Annotated in this window: 15 protein-coding genes; 9 read left to right on the top strand and 6 right to left on the bottom strand. The window is 41.3% G+C overall.

Annotated elements, in window-relative coordinates; all coding sequences use genetic code 11:
• From ilvD to ilvA, 5 genes are all read left to right on the top strand, one after another.
• Positions 1-1324, top strand: a 1324-nt coding sequence (gene ilvD, locus PE36_RS14055; protein ID WP_006032703.1) for a dihydroxy-acid dehydratase, incomplete at its 5' end; no start/stop codon positions are given.
• Between the two features lie 296 nt (positions 1325-1620).
• On the top strand, positions 1621-2736 hold the full coding sequence (gene ald / locus PE36_RS14050) for an alanine dehydrogenase (RefSeq protein ID WP_006032702.1): 1116 nt from the start codon (positions 1621-1623) through the stop codon (positions 2734-2736).
• Between the two features lie 61 nt (positions 2737-2797).
• Positions 2798-3769: a glucosaminidase domain-containing protein gene (locus PE36_RS14045; protein WP_043994544.1), complete on the top strand. Its 972-nt coding sequence runs from the start codon at positions 2798-2800 to the stop codon at positions 3767-3769.
• Positions 3770-4265: 496 nt separating this feature from the next.
• Positions 4266-5549, top strand: coding sequence for a dicarboxylate/amino acid:cation symporter (locus PE36_RS14040; protein WP_006032700.1), 1284 nt, complete (start codon positions 4266-4268; stop codon positions 5547-5549).
• Between the two features lie 163 nt (positions 5550-5712).
• The gene (gene ilvA, locus PE36_RS14035; protein WP_006032699.1) at positions 5713-7278 is read left to right on the top strand and encodes a threonine ammonia-lyase, biosynthetic; all 1566 of its coding nucleotides are present in this window, start codon (positions 5713-5715) and stop codon (positions 7276-7278) included.
• Between the two features lie 34 nt (positions 7279-7312).
• On the opposite strand, the gene PE36_RS14030 is transcribed toward ilvA, so the two are convergent.
• Entirely contained in the window at positions 7313-8068 is a 756-nt protein-coding gene (locus PE36_RS14030; protein WP_157517792.1) for a DUF4852 domain-containing protein, read from the bottom strand.
• A 198-nt stretch (positions 8069-8266) separates the two neighbouring features.
• On the opposite strand from PE36_RS14030, the gene PE36_RS14025 reads away from it, so the two are divergent.
• The 3 genes from PE36_RS14025 to PE36_RS14015 all read left to right on the top strand — a co-directional run bounded on the left by PE36_RS14025 (position 8267) and on the right by PE36_RS14015 (position 11128).
• The gene (locus PE36_RS14025) at positions 8267-9109 is read left to right on the top strand and encodes a 23S rRNA (adenine(2030)-N(6))-methyltransferase RlmJ (protein WP_006032697.1); all 843 of its coding nucleotides are present in this window, start codon (positions 8267-8269) and stop codon (positions 9107-9109) included.
• Between the two features lie 69 nt (positions 9110-9178).
• Complete coding sequence (locus tag PE36_RS14020; protein ID WP_006032696.1) at positions 9179-10045, top strand: alpha/beta fold hydrolase; 867 nt, start codon at positions 9179-9181, stop codon at positions 10043-10045.
• Between the two features lie 6 nt (positions 10046-10051).
• Positions 10052-11128 carry a potassium channel family protein gene (locus PE36_RS14015; protein WP_006032695.1) on the top strand — a complete coding sequence of 359 codons (1077 nt, stop codon included), beginning with the start codon at positions 10052-10054 and terminating at the stop codon, positions 11126-11128.
• 99 nt (positions 11129-11227) lie between these two features.
• On the opposite strand, the gene PE36_RS14010 is transcribed toward PE36_RS14015, so the two are convergent.
• The 3 genes from PE36_RS14010 to ilvY all read right to left on the bottom strand — a co-directional run bounded on the left by PE36_RS14010 (position 11228) and on the right by ilvY (position 13171).
• Positions 11228-11464, bottom strand: coding sequence for an accessory factor UbiK family protein (locus tag PE36_RS14010; protein ID WP_006032694.1), 237 nt, complete (start codon positions 11462-11464; stop codon positions 11228-11230).
• Between the two features lie 93 nt (positions 11465-11557).
• Complete coding sequence (locus PE36_RS14005; protein ID WP_043994543.1) at positions 11558-12169, bottom strand: LA_2272 family surface repeat-containing protein; 612 nt, start codon at positions 12167-12169, stop codon at positions 11558-11560.
• Between the two features lie 123 nt (positions 12170-12292).
• A complete protein-coding gene (gene ilvY / locus PE36_RS14000) occupies positions 12293-13171 on the bottom strand; it encodes an HTH-type transcriptional activator IlvY (RefSeq protein WP_006032692.1) in 879 nt (292 codons plus the stop codon).
• A 340-nt stretch (positions 13172-13511) separates the two neighbouring features.
• On the opposite strand from ilvY, the gene ilvC reads away from it, so the two are divergent.
• Positions 13512-14987 carry a ketol-acid reductoisomerase gene (gene ilvC, locus PE36_RS13995; protein WP_006032691.1) on the top strand — a complete coding sequence of 492 codons (1476 nt, stop codon included), beginning with the start codon at positions 13512-13514 and terminating at the stop codon, positions 14985-14987.
• 133 nt (positions 14988-15120) lie between these two features.
• Here ilvC and glpQ read toward each other — a convergent pair whose 3' ends face one another.
• Positions 15121-16215, bottom strand: coding sequence for a glycerophosphodiester phosphodiesterase (gene glpQ / locus PE36_RS13990; RefSeq protein ID WP_006032690.1), 1095 nt, complete (start codon positions 16213-16215; stop codon positions 15121-15123).
• 1613 nt (positions 16216-17828) lie between these two features.
• Entirely contained in the window at positions 17829-19067 is a 1239-nt protein-coding gene (locus tag PE36_RS13980) for a RidA family protein (RefSeq protein WP_006032687.1), read from the bottom strand.
• Between the last annotated feature and the right edge of the window lie 139 nt (positions 19068-19206).

The raw sequence follows: 19206 nt of genomic DNA, 5'->3' as shown, positions 1-19206 counted from the left end.
TGTGTCAGACGAAGATGTTGAAAAAGTAGAACGCAGCGCGTGTCCAACGTGTGGTTCATGTTCGGGTATGTTTACTGCCAACTCAATGAACTGTTTAACAGAAGCATTAGGGTTATCGCAACCAGGTAATGGTTCATTAGTTGCTACCCATGCTGATCGTGAAGAATTGTTCTTAAATGCCGGTCGTCGTATTGTTGACCTGTGTAAACGTTATTATCAGCAAGATGATGAATCGGTATTACCGCGTAATATTGCTAATCGTGATGCCTTTGAAAATGCCATGACGTTAGATATCGCCATGGGTGGTTCAACCAATACAGTATTGCATTTAATCGCCGCTGCCATTGAGGGCGAGGTTGATTATACCCTGGACGATATGGATGCATTATCACGTAAAGTGCCGCAGTTATGTAAAGTGGCGCCGTCAACGCCGCTCTATCATATGGAAGATGTGCATCGCGCCGGTGGTGTGATGGCTATCTTGGGTGAGTTGAACCGTGCCGGTTTATTGCATACTGACAATATGACCGTAATGGGCATGACCATGGCTGAGCAGTTAGCGAAATTTGATATTATCACTACCCAATCTGACGCGGTGAAGAAAATGTATTCGGCAGGTCCGGCTGGTATCCGTACCACGAAAGCCTTTAGCCAAGATTGCCGTTGGGATTCACTCGATGATGATCGTGTTAACGGTTGTATCCGTTCAATCGAAAATGCCTACAGTCAAGAAGGTGGTTTGGCGATATTAACCGGTAACATTGCCATCGATGGCGCGGTCGTTAAAACGGCGGGTGTCGCGGATGATAATTTGTTGTTCCGTGGTACCGCACGGGTATTTGAAAGCCAAGATTCTGCGGTAAGTGCTATTTTAGCCAGCGAAATTAAAGCCGGTGACGTGGTCGTTATTCGTTATGAAGGACCGAAAGGTGGTCCAGGTATGCAAGAAATGTTATACCCAACCAGTTATCTGAAATCGATGGGACTGGGTAAAGCGTGTGCGCTTATTACTGATGGTCGTTTCTCGGGTGGTACCTCGGGTCTGTCTATTGGCCATGCATCACCAGAAGCTGCAAGTGGTGGCTTGATCGGTCTGGTTGAAGATGGCGATATTATTGATATTAATATTCCTGAGCGTTCAATGAATTTGGTTGTTGCTGATGATGTATTGGCTGCGCGCCGTACTGAAATGGAAAGCCGCGGGGAATTAGCCTGGAAACCGGTTGAGAAACGTGAACGGAAAGTAACACAAGCATTACGTATTTACGGTTATTTTGCGACAAGTGCAGATAAAGGTGCGGTACGCGATAGAAACCTGATCTAACCTACCTCGTTAGTATTATCTAACAATTCGCCATGATCTATATCAAGGGCTCGGCTGTAATCGACTATGATTACAACAGAGCCCTTTTTTTGGGCGAGATCTTGCTCACAGAAAAAATTATGTTCTGTTCAACATCGATTTAACAAATGTTATATAAACTTTTCTTAAAATTAGAGCGATCTTTAGTGATTAATCCTGCAATTCTACGAGTACCTTTCGCTTCCTTACTTGATTAAAATCAAATTCTTAAAATTCGTCAGCCAGTCAAATAAACCAGAAATTGGAGTAAACAGCATATGATTATCGGCGTACCTAAAGAAATTAAAAACCATGAGTATCGCGTAGGTATGACTCCTGCAAGTGCACGAGAGCTTATTACACATGGCCATACAGTTTATGTTGAAACATTTGCTGGTGCTGGTATTGGTTTTAGCGACAGTGATTATGAAACTGTTGGCGCAAAAATCTTAACAACTGCGGCAGAAATTTTCGCAACTGCAGACATGATTGTGAAAGTAAAAGAGCCACAACCTGTTGAACGTGCAATGTTACGTGATGGCCAAGTGTTATTCACTTATTTACACCTTGCACCTGATTTAGCGCAAACAGAAGACCTAATCAAGAGTAATGCAATTTGTATCGCTTATGAAACAGTAACTGATGCAAACGGTGGTTTACCACTACTTGCGCCTATGTCTGCTGTTGCTGGCCGTATGGCAATTCAAGCTGGCGCACAAGCATTAGAAAAATCACAAGGTGGTTGTGGTCTTCTTATGGGTGGCGTACCGGGTGTTGCTCCTGCAAACGTTGTTGTTATCGGCGGCGGTGTTGTTGGTATGAATGCAGCGAAAATGGCTGTTGGTATGGGCGCTAGCGTAACTATGTTAGACCGTAACCTTTCTGTACTAGCTAACCTAGACAACCAATTCGATGGTCGTTTGAAAGTGGTTTATTCTACACACGATGCAATTGAAAAATATGTATTAGAAGCTGATCTAGTGATTGGTGCGGTATTAGTTCCTGGTGCAGCAGCGCCGAAACTAGTAACTAAAGACCTAATTTCACGCATGAAGCCTGGTGCTGCTGTTGTTGACGTTGCGATTGACCAAGGTGGTTGTTTCGAAACTTCACACGCGACAACACACCAAGACCCAACTTACATCATTGATGACGTTGTTCACTACTGTGTTGCTAACATGCCTGGTGCTGTTGCGAAAACATCTACGTTCGCATTAAACAATGCAACACTACCGTACATCATCAAGCTTGCTAACCTAGGTTGGAAAGAAGCATTAGTACAAGATGAGCATCTACTAAACGGCCTAAATGTAATTGCTGGCCAAGTAACTGTTCAAGATGTTGCTGAAGCACATAACTTACCGTTTGTTGCACCAAAGAGCATGATTTTATAATCTAGCTTATTGCAATAACGTGTTAAATTAGCACCATTATTTATTAATGGTGCTTTTTTATATGCAAAAGAAAATAACCGCTTTCGTCCTTATTGCTGGACTGGGTCTGTTCGGACTTTCTACCTTCCTCCAATCTGATGACTCTGTTGACGTCGAAAAATCAGCTGTGCCAGACTTTGCTGCTATCAGTGATGTGAATGCCAAAAAAACTGCATTCTTTAATTATCTACAACCCGCATTTGATACCGTGACTGCTGAAGTATTAGCTGAGCGTGCACTGCTAACTCAATGGCAGGCTAAAACAACATTAACCCCACAAGAGCAAACGCAACTGCAAGATATGGCCAGTATGTATAAAGTCACGGCTGATAATGACCAGGCCTTGGTTAGTGTGTTGTTGTTACACGTTGATGTGATCCCAGAAGAGCTGGTATTTAGTCAGTCAGCGAATGAGACGGGTTGGGGCACATCACGCTTTGCGAAACTTGGACATAACTTTTTTGGCCAATGGTGCTTTAGCAAAGGTTGCGGCATAGTGCCAAACCAACGCGAGCAAGGCGCTGCGCACGAAGTTGCCAGCTTTGATTCGATAGAAGCGTCGGTGCGTTCGTATTTCCGTAATATCAATAGAAACCAAAGTTATTTACCGTTACGTGAAATCCGTTCTGAGTTACGTAAAAACGGCGATGTCATTAATGCCTGCGCACTCGCGGCTGGGTTAATTAATTACTCGGAAAGAAAAGAGGCGTACATTGCAGAGATCCGCGCGATGATCCGCCATAACCGTAAATTTTGGCGTAATAACAAGAATGCGGACTATGCGCTGTGTGCTGCGCCACAACCTGTGGTGACTGAGATTATTGTCGAAGATACTATTGAGTTACCAGAGACCATTAATCTGACTCCCGATTCAACTTTTGTTGAAGCGAAAAATAGTGATTCAACAAAAGTTGAGCCTAACAAGCCTGTGGATGTTATTGAAAATGACACTGTAACGGCAGAAGAACCAATAAAAACTCCTGTAGCAGAATAATTACCTAGTTTACATTTCGGGTGCTCAGAGCCTTTCTGAGTGCCTTCTTTACTTTTTATTCTCATCAATACTCTGCTATTTTTTACTCTGTTAGTCCGCAAGGGTAACTTAGGTTAAATTTACGCTATAAATCACTACCTTTGTTAATAAACGCTAGTTTTTTCTATTTACCCCATTGTCGATATACTGCCTACTTTTGAGTATATAAGGGTTTTTGGCGGTTTTATCCCAGTAAAATTGCTGTTTCTTAATTTAAAGTGGCTTTTATTGATGATTATATAGATGTTACATAGTCGTAAAAGCATAAAAAATGCTTGGATATGTGACCGACCTCAATTTTCCTAGCACTAGATGATTGAACTGCTTCCCATAGCTAATAGAGTTGTAATACTCTCCACCCATCAAATCTTGCAGTGCAAAGAATTGTAAAAATATAAAAAAAATATATAAGTAAAAAAACACACACTACTATGATAATTGAAAGGCTGAGTTTGTTATGGATAAATCACTAAGTTCGAAAATATTTATATCCCTATTTGTGGGCTTGTTACTGGGTACAATCGTTCAGTACGGCTTTGGTGCAGGATCGTTCCTTGATACTTATTTCGTCGGTACTGCTACAGCAGTCGGTACTATGTTTGTATCACTAATCAAATTAATGGTTGTTCCGCTAGTATTCATCTCTATTGTATGTGGTGTATGTGAACTGAAAGACATCAAAAGTTTTGGTCGCCTAGGTGGCAAAACGTTCTTCCTTTATCTAGCTAATACAGCAATCGCAATCACAGTTGCACTTGTTGTGGCAATGATCGTACAACCTGGTGTTGGCGCTAACCTGGCTGAACTAGGCGGAACTGCAGTACACCTGGCATCAACAGAAACACCTGATATCGGTCAAATGATTGTAAACATCGTACCAAGCAACCCTGTGCAAGCATTTGCTTCTGGTGACATGTTACAAATCATCTTCATGGCAATCATCACTGGTCTAGCAATTCAAGCGCTAGATACTAAAGGTGGCCCAGTTGTTAATGCATTCCAAATCGCGAATGACGTGATGATGAAGCTAGTTAGCCTAATCATGAGCTTTGCGCCAATCGGTGTATTTGCCCTAATGATTCAATTAGGTGCGACATTAGACGGCGCTACACTGGCTTCAGTAGCGGGTTATGTGGGTCTGGTTGTTTCATTACTTCTAGTATGGATCCTAATTGTATACCCACTAGCAGTATGGGCAACAACGGGTATCCGTCCAGCTACATTCCGTCGCCAAGTTCGTGAACAGTTCCTATTTTCACTATCTACAGCAAGCTCAAACGCAACTATCCCGGTAACTATGCGTACCCTTACGGATAAGATTGGTGTTTCGAAAACAGTTGCTGGCTTTGGTGTGCCACTAGGCGCAACAATGAACATGTCTGGTGTATCTATCTACATCTCAATTGCGACAGTATTTGCTGCCAACGCATACGGCACTCCACTGCAAGTTACTGATATGTTCACTATGGGTCTAACTATCCTACTACTATCTGTTGGCGCAGGTGGTGTACCAGGTGGCGGTATCGTGATGATCGGTGTGTTACTAACACAACTTGGTCTACCCGTTGAAGCACTAGCAATTATCGCTGCGGTTGACCGTATTAACGATATGTTCTGTACTTCTGCTAACGTAATCGGTGATACAGCAGTAAACACGATTGTTGCTAAGAGTGAAGGTGAACTTAACCTTGAAATAGCACATGCATCTGAAGAAACAAATGCAGTAGCTAAAACAGCTTAATCAATTAATATAAATAGTCAAAAGGGAGCTTAATGCTCCCTTTTTTATTTACTGCTAAAAGTTATCCTGAGTTAAACCTTTTTATCTGTTTCGATTGTTGCTATAACTAAATCATAGCGTTAACGATGGCATGCCAAACCGTTAACTTGTCAGTTATAATTCAATGGATGATCGAGTGACAGATAACGAACCCCAACAACCCCAATCGCTACTTACAGCAAATGATTATTTGTGTAAGATCTTATTATCACCAGTCTATGAAGCTGCTGTGGTCACCCCGTTACAACCATTAACTAAATTATCTGAACGTTTGGGCAATAGTATTTTACTGAAACGTGAAGATCGCCAACCCGTGCACTCGTTTAAATTACGCGGTGCATTTAATAAGTTGGTGCAATTATCTGAAGAACAAAAATTACGCGGTGTCATTGCTGCCTCTGCGGGGAATCATGCCCAAGGCGTCGCTATGTCAGCGAAGAAGTTGGGCATTAAAGCGATTATTGTCATGCCTGTTATTACGCCTGAAATTAAAGTGAGCGCTGTGCGTGGCTTTGGTGCGGAAGTTTGTCTGCATGGAGACAGTTTTGATGAAGCGTCACATCACGCTAAAAAACTCGCCATCGAAGACGGTTTGACACTGATCCCGCCGTTTGATGATCCGGATGTGATCGCGGGTCAAGGTACTATCGCGCGTGAATTACTCGAGCAGAATGCCCATTTAGATTATATCTTTGTGCCGGTGGGCGGTGGTGGCCTTGCCGCTGGTATTTCTGTGTATATCAAACAATTAAAACCGTCGATTAAAGTGATTGGTGTTGAGCCGCGAGACTCTGCCTGTTTACGTGCGGCGCTCGATGCCGGTGAACCGGTGACACTTGATCGCGTGGGTATTTTTGCCGATGGCGTGGCGGTAAAACGCATCGGTGTCGAAACCTTCCGTTTGTGTAATGAATTTTTAGATGATGTGATTACGGTGAGCAGCGATGAAATTTGTGCGGCGTTAAAAGATATTTTTGAAGATACCCGTGCCATCGCCGAACCATCGGGCGCATTAGCGCTAGCAGGGTTAAAGAAATATACCGAATTGAATAGTTTACGTGATCAGAACATGACCGCGATCTTAAGCGGTGCCAATGTTAACTTCCACTCCTTACGTTATGTATCAGAGCGCAGTGAATATGGTGAGAAGAAGGAGGCGGTGCTCGCGGTAACTATTCCGGAACGCCCTGGCGCATTTTTAAAATTCTGCGAGTTAATCGGCAACCGTGCGGTGACAGAATTTAACTACCGTTATTCTAATCGTGCCGCGGCGAATATCTTTGTGGGTCTGCGTACACCGCAAGGCACCACAGAACTCGCTACTGTGATCAAGCTATTGCAAGATGCAGAGTATCCAGTGGTAGATTTATCCGAAGATGAAATGGCCAAACAGCATGTGCGTTATATGGTTGGCGGTCGTCCTGCGGAAGCGTTGCAAGAACGCTTGTTTAGTTTTGAATTTCCTGAGCATCCAGGGGCATTACAAAAATTCTTATTAACCCTAGGTATGAATTGGAACATTACCTTATTCCATTACCGAAATCATGGCGCAGCTTATGGTCGGGTATTAACAGGATTTGAATTACCTGACGGTGAGATGAAAGCCTTTTCAGCGTATCTGGTTAAATTAGGTTATCAGTATAAAGAAGAAACCGATAACCCGGCCTATAAATTCTTTCTTGCTCACTAGCCAGTACTATTTATAAAGAGCTATTTAGTAAGTGTTATTGACTAAAATTCGCTATATTCGCCACTGAGAATGAATCAATTCTCAGTGGTACCTCTCTATTTTCATCACTATAAAAAATTACCCGGGTCATTATTGCCCCTAACCCCTGTCCCTGTGCGCCAGCAATTTGATTGATGCGGACTTCGATATCGACGGGTAGACTATTCATATGCCCTTGCTGAATATTATTAATGGTTAATAACCGCGCCAGATCGGGGGCTAATTTTAATTGCTTAAGTTGGGTTATGTTACTTATATAGAGATAGAAACTCTCGGGGAAGCTGCTGTTAATAGGTGACTTTTTAGTGAATTGATACTGGTAAGTTTGTTGCTCATTAACCAATTTTAAGATTTGTATTGGAAATGCCTGGCGTTGATTATCATAAGCCCCGAGACTCACGTTGGTCTGCAGCAGCAATGCTTGATTGCGTTGTTGTTCATTGTTGCTTATCCAGCTGCGCCGTAATTTAATTTTTTTCAATGCCAGTAATGCGGCGTCATCTTGATAAAGCTTTAATATATCGGGATGGTAAAGCGCTGTGTAAGCATCCATGTGTCGGCTAAAAGGATAATCTTTAGTTAATAAGACCGATGCTGTTAAGGCGCGATCCCAATTCAGATAGTGCTGGGGATTGGTGGTTAATAATGGATTTTTATTAAAGGCAGGCGACGATACGTTGAATAGCGTCAGGGGGTTAAGACTACAGGCCGATATTAAGCATGAAAATATGAGTATTAAGGTTCGCTGCATCGTCATCTCCTTGGGGTAAATTAATCAACAAATAGCGCAACGCCTGATTTTAGTCATCACTATAACAACTGCAAAGTTAACGAAAGTATGAATAAAGCATACTATTGCGGACTTGAAATATAGAATAAATAACCTAGTTTTAAGCAAATAGTGATACTCTTTACCGTATTAATTTATCTTTTTATATTGGAAAATATTATGCTGAGCTACCGCCACAGTTTTCATGCTGGCAACTTTGCAGATGTACTTAAACACGCTGTTGAAGTACTGATCTTAGAAGCGTTAAAACAAAAGGAGTCGCCTTTTATTTATCACGATACCCATTCTGCAGCGGGTCGTTATAGCTTATCGAGTGCACATTCAGAAAAAACAGCTGAATACGTTGATGGTATCGCCCGTATTTGGCAACAAGGTGAAGTTCCTGCGCCACTGATCCCTTATTTAAATGTGATTAAGCAGTTAAATAGCACGTCTACCTTGAAGCATTATCCGGGCTCACCATTAGTTGCGCGTTTACTGCTACGTGAACAAGATCGTATGCAAATGACGGAATTACACCCTGCAGATGTCAAATTATTAGAGCAAGAGTTTGCTGGTGATCGTCAAGCGCGGGTGTACAAGCAAGATGCTTACGAAGGGCTGAAAGCCTTGTTACCTGGACGTAATAAACGTGGTTTAGTACTGCTTGATCCATCTTATGAAATCAAAACCGAGTACCGTCAGGTAGTGCAAGAGATCGCACAGACTTACCGCCGTTTTGCAACGGGTACTTATGCACTTTGGTATCCGGTGATTGAACGTCGCACGATTGATCGGCTTATGCGTGACTTTGTGGGCACCGGTATTAAGAAGATTTTAGTTATCGAGCTCTGTGTTACAGGCGATAGTGCAGAACGTGGCATGACCGGAACTGGGATGGTGGTGATTAATCCACCGTGGAAACTATACTCGCAAATGGAAGAGTTATTACCTTGGTTAACCAAAGAGTTAGGCCAGGATAACCACGCGAACTTCCGTCTGGAATGGTTAGTACCTGAATAACTTAGGTTAATATCGAGTTATGATATCGGTGTGATATTGTAACTCGTGCAAGCATCAAATAGGTAGATTATGAAGCAATGGATAGCAGCACAATTATCAGCGCAGGGCGCTGTCGCGGCAGGATTACCCGCTAAGCATATTGGTGGTGACGGTGAACATGTGGTGTTTTTTCATGCCAATGGTTTTCCGCCCGCTATGTATCAACAAATGCTCCAACCCCTGACTGACACGTATAAAGTCAGCGCTGTTTATCAGCGTCCACTTTGGCCATTGCCGGTTCCCGATGATTTTGATAATTGGCGATTAATGATTGATGACGCTTGTCGTTTTATTGCTGCGCAGCCAGAACCCATTACCTTAGTCGGTCATTCGATGGGCGGCTTGATTAGTATCATTTGTGCGGTACGTGAACCTGACAAAGTAAAACAACTTATCCTGCTCGACCCGGTGATTCTGGCTCCTCACCTGATTTGGGTTATGCGTAATCTGCCCGATTTTCTACGTAAAAAACTGCCGTTAGTGGAAAAAACATTAAGACGTCCCGATACCTTCGTTAATATTCAGCAAGGTTTCGATTTTCATCGTAAAGTACGTGGATTTAAAGGCATTTCTGACAGCGTATTAGCAGATTACATGGCCGAAGGTTTGTACCAAACCGATGATGGTTTTAAACTGAGTTATAGCCGTGAGTGGGAAGCCACTATTTATCAGACCGTACCTTGGGTCTGGTCGAGCATTAAACATTTAACCACAGATACCGTGGTGATCAGAGGACGTGACTCCGATACGTTATCGACAGAAGCCGTCGCCAGATTATTGCGTAAGCAGCCACACATTAAACTGGTTGAAGTGGACGGTGGACATTTGTTCCCGTTAGAGCAACCGTTGCAAACGGCTGAACTTATTCGCCAACAGTTAGTCAATCATAAGCATTAGGTTAATATGTATATATCCCGACTCATTAGTTTAGCCTTACGTAAGCTCACTGCAGAGCTACGTTGGACTAATTTATTTTTGATCTTTTGTAGTTACTTGGCCGTTGTTTGGGGATTATTATGGCTGAGTAATGAAACTGCGTTAACCGAGCCGCTGACCTTCTTTTATTATACTGTGGTGGTGATCAGTACGGTTGGCTTTGGCGATCTTTCGCCAAGTACGGCCAATGGGCAATTGGTTGTTGCGCTAGTTCAGATCCCGTTTGGGTTGTTAATTTTTGGTGCGGCGATTGGTAAAACAACGCAAGCCATCGTTGCTATTGCAAGGAAAGGTATGGACGGAAAAAAAGATTTTAGTACTTATAGCGATCATATTTTAATTTTAGGTTGGCGTGCGCAGCGCACTAAACGTATTTTAGAATTGATATTGGCTGATAAAAAGCGTCATAAACGCAAGATAATTTTGTGTGTTGAGCGTGATATGAGTCATCCGTTCCCACAAATGCTGGATGTCGAATTTGCTAAACTGGAATCATTTACCCATCAAGTTGAGTTAACGCGTATTGCCATGGCGCAAGCGAGTTCGATTATTGTTGATGGCGAGAATGATGAAATGACGCTATCAATGGCATTAAGTGCGTCTTCAAATGCATCGAAACAGGCGCATATCAGTGCTTATTTTCATGACGAAAGCAAAGCTGAATTATTGCGTGCACATTGCCCTAATGTCGAATGTGCCAGTTCACGTCATGCTGAAATATTAGTGCGCACCATGCAATCACCAGGTGCCAGTATTTTGCATGAACAACTGTTTTCAACTTTGGATGAAGCGACGTTATATTGCTTAACATTAGAGAATGTACCAGCAATGACCGTGGGTGACGTATTTCAGCCGCTGCGAGAAAAATACAGTATGACTTTAATGGCGGTTGCGGATAATGAACAAGGATCTGGTTTTAAATTAAATCCAAGCATGGATACCCAACTTCACGCAGGGCAAGTATTGCATTATATCGCCAATGAACGTGTTCGTAAGCACGAGATCAACTGGGTCGATGTGTTACTGCTGAAAATAGATAAATAGATAAGTAAGGGAGTGGTGGGGAAGGCTCTCACATCTAAAAACGAGCCTGATACTGTCATCGCCAACGGCTGTCGTGGTTAACAGTATCAGGTCAGTGAACTATTTTTCTAGTTCTGTTAAACGTGCTTCTAACGCCGCTAATTTTTCACGCGTACGTAATAGCACTTTTGTTTGTACTTCAAATTCTTCACGGTTAACCAGATCAAGTTTGTTCAGTTGCGATTGCAATACTTGATGGATCTTTCTTTCTACTTCTGCACCTAACGATTTAACGCCAGATGGTAATGATTCATGTATTTGCTTGGCGATTTCTTCTAACTTTTGTGGTTTGATCATACGGCACCTATACGAGTGAGTTTAACTGGTCTTTAACTAGGATGTTAATTTTGCTTGATGTTAGTCTAGCATTTTAATTATCGATTAATCGATCTAAAATGAATGCTTAAAATTGATCAGGGGTAATATTTTAACCACCCCATTTTCAGCATAATTTAATAACCCGATCTGTAAACCTTGTAAATTTTCGGTGATATTAAACAGTCCAAATTGAAATTTCGCTGTTTTTGCGTAATTCATCACCCCAAAATCAACCAATGATAGTTTTTCACTGTAGTTAACCAAGCCGATGTTTGCGCCTGCGACTGTCTTGGATAAATTAACCATGGCGAAATTAACGCCTTTTACATGGGTAGTATTATTCACTAATGCCATGTTGAAACCAGTATCATGGCCTAAATGCCAATTGAGTAAACTAAATGATGCCCCAGAGAATTCATTATTTACCTTGCTGGCACCGAGTAATAAATTGAAACTTATACCCTCGAGTTTATCCACTTCAGATAAACCCAGTACCGCCATGTCAAAGCCTTGTACTGTTTCTGTTTGACCGTGGAACAGGGAGAAACGGAAACCATTAACTTGTTGGCTGGCTGGGGCATTAAGGCCAACCGTTGAAAATTGCGCGGCTACTTCATTCGCAACGGCTGGTTGACTTAAGCTTAGCGTGGCAAGCATTGCCAGGCATATTTTTTTGAATCCCATTAAAAACTCCATAGTGATCATGATGAGGGGAAGTCGTGTAGGCGATTATAACGGAATTAGGGCGCTAGTTTTAATCATATTTGACTTAGTTTACTCATATTTAATTTAGCTCCAAATAATGAATCAGTGCTTGATCATGGTAAAAAAAGCCGCAATCGACGGTTCGTCAAAGCGTTTACGCTGACAACATAACCCCAGATCGAAAGGGTCTATTTTATTGCTGTTCTCAAAGGTTAATACCCGATCGCGAACCGGGCTGTTATCCACCACGACCGCGGGCGCAATCCCAACCCCCAATCCTAACGCCACCATACTCACAATCGCTTCGTGTCCGGCCACCGTGGCATAAATACGGGGTTTAATTTTCATCTGCTTAAACCATTTATCAATACGCTTACGGGCGGGACCATGTTCAGGCAAAATAAACGGTACCGAGTTCCAATCAATCGGCACCTGCATGATCTGTTGCTGGACTTGGCAAGAGATCACCGGCGTAATAATTGATAATGGTACTTTGGCAATTTCGACAAACTTTAAGCGATTGGATATTTTGTCTGGATGTGCAGCAATGGCAATATCAATTTTTTCTTCATCAACGAGTTGCATGCCCATCGCGGCATCACCAGTAATCAGTTTTAGTTCAACATTTGGGTGTAGCAAACGGAATTTATCTAATATCGGTGGTAAATGACTATAGGCGGCGGTCACTGAACAGAAAATAGTAAGTTCACCATCAAGCTCGCCACTGTGGCTGTTTAGGTCTGCTTTAAGCTGTGTCCAATTTTCGAGGGTTTGTTGGGCGAAGCTGCGCAAGCGTTTTCCACTTTCGGTGAGGGCCACAGAACGATTATCGCGGGCGAATATTTGGCTGCCAACGGCTTCTTCTAACCGCTGCATGGTGCGAGTGAGTGTCGAGGTACTGACATGCATAGCGTCGGCGGTTTTACCAAAGTGTAATGTCATGGCCAAATGTAAAAAAAGTTGTAGTGAACGAATATCCATATTGCCATTTTCCTTACGGTATAGTTTATCTGTTGTTATTGTTACGGTTATTACTGCTGTTATTCATAATTGTGAAATATTAACCGAGTCCAATTCAGGCCAATAAGCTGCTTTTTATGTTTTATTTCGAAGTATTGGGTATTAGAACACTATTTTTCTGCTTTAAATTCTGACTTATTTCTAAATTGTACTGGATAAATGGTCACGTTGCATATAATGCAACACTGTATTGTAAATATATCATTTCCAGCAATGTGTAACTTAGCATATAGTGAATACATAGCGCATCACTGGATTGGTGATGGCACATTTAAATTACAAAATTCTCATGGAGAGCAACATGGCTAACTATTTTAACACTTTAAACTTACGCCAGCAGTTAGAGCAACTTGGTAAATGTCGTTTTATGGATCGCAGTGAGTTTGCTGACGGTTGTAACTTCATTAAAGACTGGTCAATTGTTATTGTAGGTTGTGGTGCACAAGGTCTAAACCAAGGCCTAAACATGCGTGACTCCGGCCTTAACATTTCTTATGCATTACGTGCTGCGGCGATCTCAGAAAAACGTCAGTCATTTCTAAACGCATCAGAAAATGGTTTCACTGTTGATACTTATGAGAATTTGATCCCACAAGCAGACCTAGTACTAAACCTTACGCCAGATAAGCAGCATTCAAATGTGGTTGAAACGATCATGCCACTCATGAAGCAAGGTTCAACACTGTCTTATTCTCACGGTTTCAATATCGTAGAAGAAGGCATGCAAGTGCGTGATGACATTACCGTGGTTATGGTTGCACCTAAGTGTCCTGGTTCGGAAGTACGTGAAGAATATAAACGTGGTTTTGGTGTTCCAACACTGATCGCGGTTCACCCTGAAAATGATCCAAAAGGCGATGGCCTTGCCATTGCTAAAGCATACGCATCTGCCACGGGTGGCGATCGCGCTGGTGTACTTGAGTCTTCGTTTGTTGCGGAAGTTAAATCTGACCTGATGGGTGAGCAAACTATCCTATGTGGTATGTTACAAACCGGTGCTATCCTTGCATTTGACAAAATGGTTGCTGATGGTAAATCACCAGCATACGCAGGTAAATTAATTCAGTTCGGTTGGGAAACCATCACTGAAGCACTTAAGTATGGCGGCATCACTAACATGATGGATCGTCTATCTAACCCTGCGAAACTTAAAGCATTCGACATGGCTGAAGAAATGAAAACTACGCTTCGCCCATTATTCGAAAAACACATGGATGACATCATCACGGGTCACTTCTCATCAACGATGATGGTTGATTGGTCAAACGATGACGTTAACCTGCTTAAATGGCGTAAAGAGACTGGCGAAACTGCATTCGAAAATTATCCTGAATCAGATATCGTGATTGATGAGCAAGAGTTCTTCGACAACGGTACCTTATTCGTTGCGATGATTAAAGCCGGTGTTGAACTTGCTTTTGAAAGCATGGTTGCATCAGGTATTGTTGATGAGTCTGCATACTATGAGTCATTGCACGAAACTCCGTTAATCGCTAATACTATTGCCCGTAAGCGTTTATACGAAATGAACGTTGTTATCTCTGATACCGCTGAATACGGTTGTTACCTATTTTCTCATGAAGCTGGACCACAATTACGTGACTACGTAAATGCGCTACCTGCTGAATTAATGGGTTCTGCATTCGCTGCTGAATCAAACGGCGTTGATAATGCGCGTTTAATCGAAGTTAACGACGAAATTCGTAATCACCCTGTTGAAGTTATCGGTAAGAAATTACGTGGTTACATGTCAGACATGCAAAAAATTGTTGGCTAATACCTGATGTGATCATCATGGTGTAAGTTGCTAAGCCCGGTAAACATGATGATGTTTACCGGGCTTTTTTATTTAATTTACAGTGTAGTATTACATTTGGTAATCTTGGCTACGTTTGTAAATACAGTTTAAATTATTGCTTATTGAGAAATTTCACTGCTTTATCTGTAAAGTCAGTAAACACCCCGTCAACACCGACTTTGTTATAGAATACATCCAACATATCATCAAAGTCTTTTGCATAAGCAGGCGTCCGACCATTATCTGCACGGAATGTGTACGGGTGTACTTCTAAACCGGCTATTTTAGCTTCTTTCATTAATGGTTTAACAATAATATTGTCATAGGTTGATTTATCATCAACCAGCATAGGCTTCCAAGGTCCGATACCATCTGCATACTTTGCAACCTCGGCCATTGCCCCTGGCTTAAACATCCAGTCATAGTTATACGGTTCAAATTTCCCCTGCTTATTCTGAACCATGGTTTCATTCCAGCTTGTCTCTGCCATCAGCTGAATAACTTTCAGGTCAATTTTCAACTCTGGCATAAGAACGTTCGCAATACGCTTGTTTTCAATAGGATCGAAACACTGTACATACACTTGATCATCAATTGAATCATAACCATATGCTTTTAGCATCGTCAATACGGCTTTCGAAATGTCTTTGCCTTCACTGCGGTGTAGCCAAGGGGCTTTGATTTCAGGGTAAATACCAACATTACGCTGAGTTGATTTGTTTAGCCCTTGGATCAGCTCAATGGCTTCTGCAAATGTGGCTATTTCAAAATTTGATTTCCACAGCGGGAAGCGCTGAGGGAAACCAGCCTGAGTCAGATCTTTAATCTGATTTTTTTCAGAATTATCAGGGATTTTAAAGCCTTCTGTGACACGCAATGTTTTAATTTCAGCTAAGGTAAAATCAATGGCAAACCAGCGTTTATCGCCATCAACCACACGGTAACGACTTGGGAACTTAGCCATAACATCTGTGGTACGATCCAGTGTATGATCATGCAATATGACCAATTTGTTATCTTTGGTCATCACCACATCTTGTTCAATGTAGTCTGCCCCCATAAAATATGCCGCTGAATACGCTTCAAGCGTATGCTCCGGAAGATAACCACTGGCACCACGGTGGGCAATTACAATTTTATCATTAGCTGCGAACACAGAGCCTGCCATACCGACCAATATGGCGGCAGTAATAAGCTGTTTTTTCATTTGTTATCCCTTGTTGTTTTAGGCTGATCAAACTGAAAATAATTCGGTTCAGCAAGAGCAGTACTTGTTAATTCCTGAATATAATTTATGTATAAAAGGCCACAATGTTTAGCCTTTCATTTGTGGACTAAATAAAGCGAAGTCTTTATGCCGTTGCCGAATTTTCAATAGTCCAAAGAGCTTATTACTGAACTCTCTTTGCTTCTTAGGTAAAGATACTATGTGCTCTTTGGGCTTGAAAATACCAAATGTTTATAACCTCTATGTTCAACGTAATTATGATTTTAAAGAACCATTTTAAATGGTAAAACACTCATTTATGGACAATATCATGAAGATAATGCTCGAATGTGTTCATTTATGACTAAGAGACGAAGGATGATGCTCGAATGGAGCCTGATTTTCTGTGACGAGGCTCTAAAAAACATCTTGTGTACATAAATATAATAAAATCAACATGATGGGCAACACGATTAGAGTCAATTATCATCTTTATTTTAGCTACGACAAAATAGCTTAATTTAGTGTCAAAAAATTGTAGTTGGTGATTATGAAGCGAGTCATGAAATGTTCTAAAAAACGAAAATTTAAGTCTAACGAATTATTGTTTGTGACATACTTTATTGAAGGGTATTTGCTTGGTGATAGTCAGGTAAATCGTTGTACCTGACTTATTAATGTTAGTTTAATTTAGATAATCTAAAGTGCAAACGTCGTAATTAAATACTTCACGATCGCTTTTGACTCAAACATATCAACATCGTGTTTGGATCTTTCAAGAACGACACTTGCACTGTGCCGTTTTCGGAAAAATGTACTACGTTTGGTTTCTGGTAACTGCGTGTATTCACCTGGATTGAGACGCTGGGTAGCCGGGCCGAGTTCGCCAAATTGTTGTTTACCTAAATTGATCAACAAATACGGCAGCTCTAATTAACATAACGTCTCCCGGACAGGGCGAGAATAAGGGCTACTTTCAAAGCTATATAATACTAATGGATCAGTTGGTTCTAATGCCGGTTTTTTGGTTTTACCCGCGTTCCAACGGTTCAGTGAGGCACTGGTTGAAGTGACATAATTAAAAATATTAGCGCGTAATCGGATCGGCGCACTGCTATTGGCGTAATGTTTGTATAAATAGTCGATGATCTTTGACGTTGAATTTAAGATGGTCTGGGTATTTTTATCGTTCAGGAACGGAATTTATCTGTGCTATACATTTCTCGTAGCTGTTGCTTATGACGCTCTCCACCTTTTGGACAAGGAATAATAAGCACATCTAAATTCAATTCTGAAATCGCTTCACGTACTAAGCTACACATTGGGCGGGCTTCGTTGTCATACATAATTAACGTATTTTTTATTTTAAATTTCGGTTGATTACAAAGATACTTTACATTGAAAAAGCTTAAAGTGAGGTTTGGTTTCAAACTGCAGAGTAGTTGATATTCATTGGATAGGCTTGATGGAAACATTAATCTTGAGATAGACGGTGAATCTAGAATCCTTTCCAGACTCTCACCTCAAGCCAATAATAGAGACTGACTCTCTCTTTGTAAGCAGCATTCAATTTATCGTAATTGCATTATTATTCAGCGGCAATTAAATGCCTGTTAAGCTTGTGGCGGTGTACTTTCAGCGTTAGAAACAACGGCATCAATTTGCACCAATGCATCCATCGGGATAGCTGAAACGCCAACTATGGTTCTTGCAGGAAGATCGCTGTTAAAGAATGCTGTGTAAATTTCATCTACAGCATCAATGTCTTCAATATTTGTAAGTTGGATATTAACTTTAACGACATCATCCATAACGTGGTCAACACTTTCTAGAATTGCTTTAATGTTGTTTAAGCATTGCGTAGCCTGTGCTTTCACATCTCCAGATACCATTGCATTGGTTTTTGGATCTAAAGGTAATTGACCTGCAATATGGTTGTAATGAGAAAACGCGACTGTGTGTGAACATGGCATTGTTGGTGCATTTTCTGTGTTGCTTGCTTCTATAACTAGAAAGCGAGTGTCTTCAGGAAGTTGTGGCGGGGTACCATCTCCGTGTGATATCGATGTATCAATTTGTACTAAAGCATCCATCGGTAAAGCTGCTGCATTAACTACTGTTCGTGCAGGAACATAGTTTGGAAAAAACGTGGCACAAACGTCGTTTACAACTTCAACATCTGCGATGTTTTTAAGGAATATAGTGGTTTTAACTATATCGCTCATATCATGATTGATACTTTCTAAAATGGCTTTGATGTTGTTTAAACACTGTGCAGCCTGCTCTTTTACACCACCTGCTACCAATACACCTGTTTTTGCATCGATAGGTAATTGCGATGAAATATTGTTGTAATGAGAAAAAGCTACAGTTTGTGTCGAGGTTGTACTTATTGGCGCATTTTCTGTATTTCTTGCCAGTTTTATAAGTGCGCAGGGAGCTTGTGGCGCTGTACCTTCACCGTTGGAAATCAGGGCTTCAATTTGTACTAAAGCGTCATTCAAAGGTAAAGCTGCTATTGCTACTGTTGTCCGTGTTGGAAGGTAGCTTTGAAAGAATGACGCATAAACTTCGTCTACAGCGTCCATATCTGAGATATTCTTCAGGAAGATAGTGAGTTTAATTACATCGTCCATCACATGGTCAGTACTTTCTATAATCGCTTTAATATTCGTTAAGCACTGCTTTACCTGATCTTTTATATTACCCACTACAATTTCACCCGTGTTAGGATCTACTGGTAATTGCGCTGAAATATTATTGTAATGAGAAAAAGCGACAGTTTGTGTTGATGCTGTATTTTGAGGTGCAGTTTCTGTGTTTCTTGACGCTTTTATGATGACGTTATTCATATGATATTTATCCTATTTGATATGATTATAGTTCGATGTTGTTGGCTCGAGTATACGTAATAGGGATGAACAATCTTTGAACTTAATCACAAAGTGAATTATTTGGTAATTTGTATCTAATTGATTTTGAAGTGTTTTA

The sequence above is a fragment of the Moritella sp. PE36 genome (assembly GCF_000170855.1).
GTDB lineage: Bacteria > Pseudomonadota > Gammaproteobacteria > Enterobacterales > Moritellaceae > Moritella.
Note: the sequence above shows the minus strand (reverse complement) of the source record. Positions and strands in the feature narration are given on the sequence as shown.

Coding starts and splice junctions, on each gene's coding strand:
- ald (WP_006032702.1), top strand. CDS start 1,621: ATGATTATCGGCGTACCTAAAGAAATTAAAAACCATGAGTATCGCGTA.
- PE36_RS14045 (WP_043994544.1), top strand. CDS start 2,798: ATGCAAAAGAAAATAACCGCTTTCGTCCTTATTGCTGGACTGGGTCTG.
- PE36_RS14040 (WP_006032700.1), top strand. CDS start 4,266: ATGGATAAATCACTAAGTTCGAAAATATTTATATCCCTATTTGTGGGC.
- ilvA (WP_006032699.1), top strand. CDS start 5,713: ATGGATGATCGAGTGACAGATAACGAACCCCAACAACCCCAATCGCTA.
- PE36_RS14030 (WP_157517792.1), bottom strand. CDS start 8,068: ATGCAGCGAACCTTAATACTCATATTTTCATGCTTAATATCGGCCTGT.
- PE36_RS14025 (WP_006032697.1), top strand. CDS start 8,267: ATGCTGAGCTACCGCCACAGTTTTCATGCTGGCAACTTTGCAGATGTA.
- PE36_RS14020 (WP_006032696.1), top strand. CDS start 9,179: ATGAAGCAATGGATAGCAGCACAATTATCAGCGCAGGGCGCTGTCGCG.
- PE36_RS14015 (WP_006032695.1), top strand. CDS start 10,052: ATGTATATATCCCGACTCATTAGTTTAGCCTTACGTAAGCTCACTGCA.
- PE36_RS14010 (WP_006032694.1), bottom strand. CDS start 11,464: ATGATCAAACCACAAAAGTTAGAAGAAATCGCCAAGCAAATACATGAA.
- PE36_RS14005 (WP_043994543.1), bottom strand. CDS start 12,169: ATGGGATTCAAAAAAATATGCCTGGCAATGCTTGCCACGCTAAGCTTA.
- ilvY (WP_006032692.1), bottom strand. CDS start 13,171: ATGGATATTCGTTCACTACAACTTTTTTTACATTTGGCCATGACATTA.
- ilvC (WP_006032691.1), top strand. CDS start 13,512: ATGGCTAACTATTTTAACACTTTAAACTTACGCCAGCAGTTAGAGCAA.
- glpQ (WP_006032690.1), bottom strand. CDS start 16,215: ATGAAAAAACAGCTTATTACTGCCGCCATATTGGTCGGTATGGCAGGC.
- PE36_RS13980 (WP_006032687.1), bottom strand. CDS start 19,067: ATGAATAACGTCATCATAAAAGCGTCAAGAAACACAGAAACTGCACCT.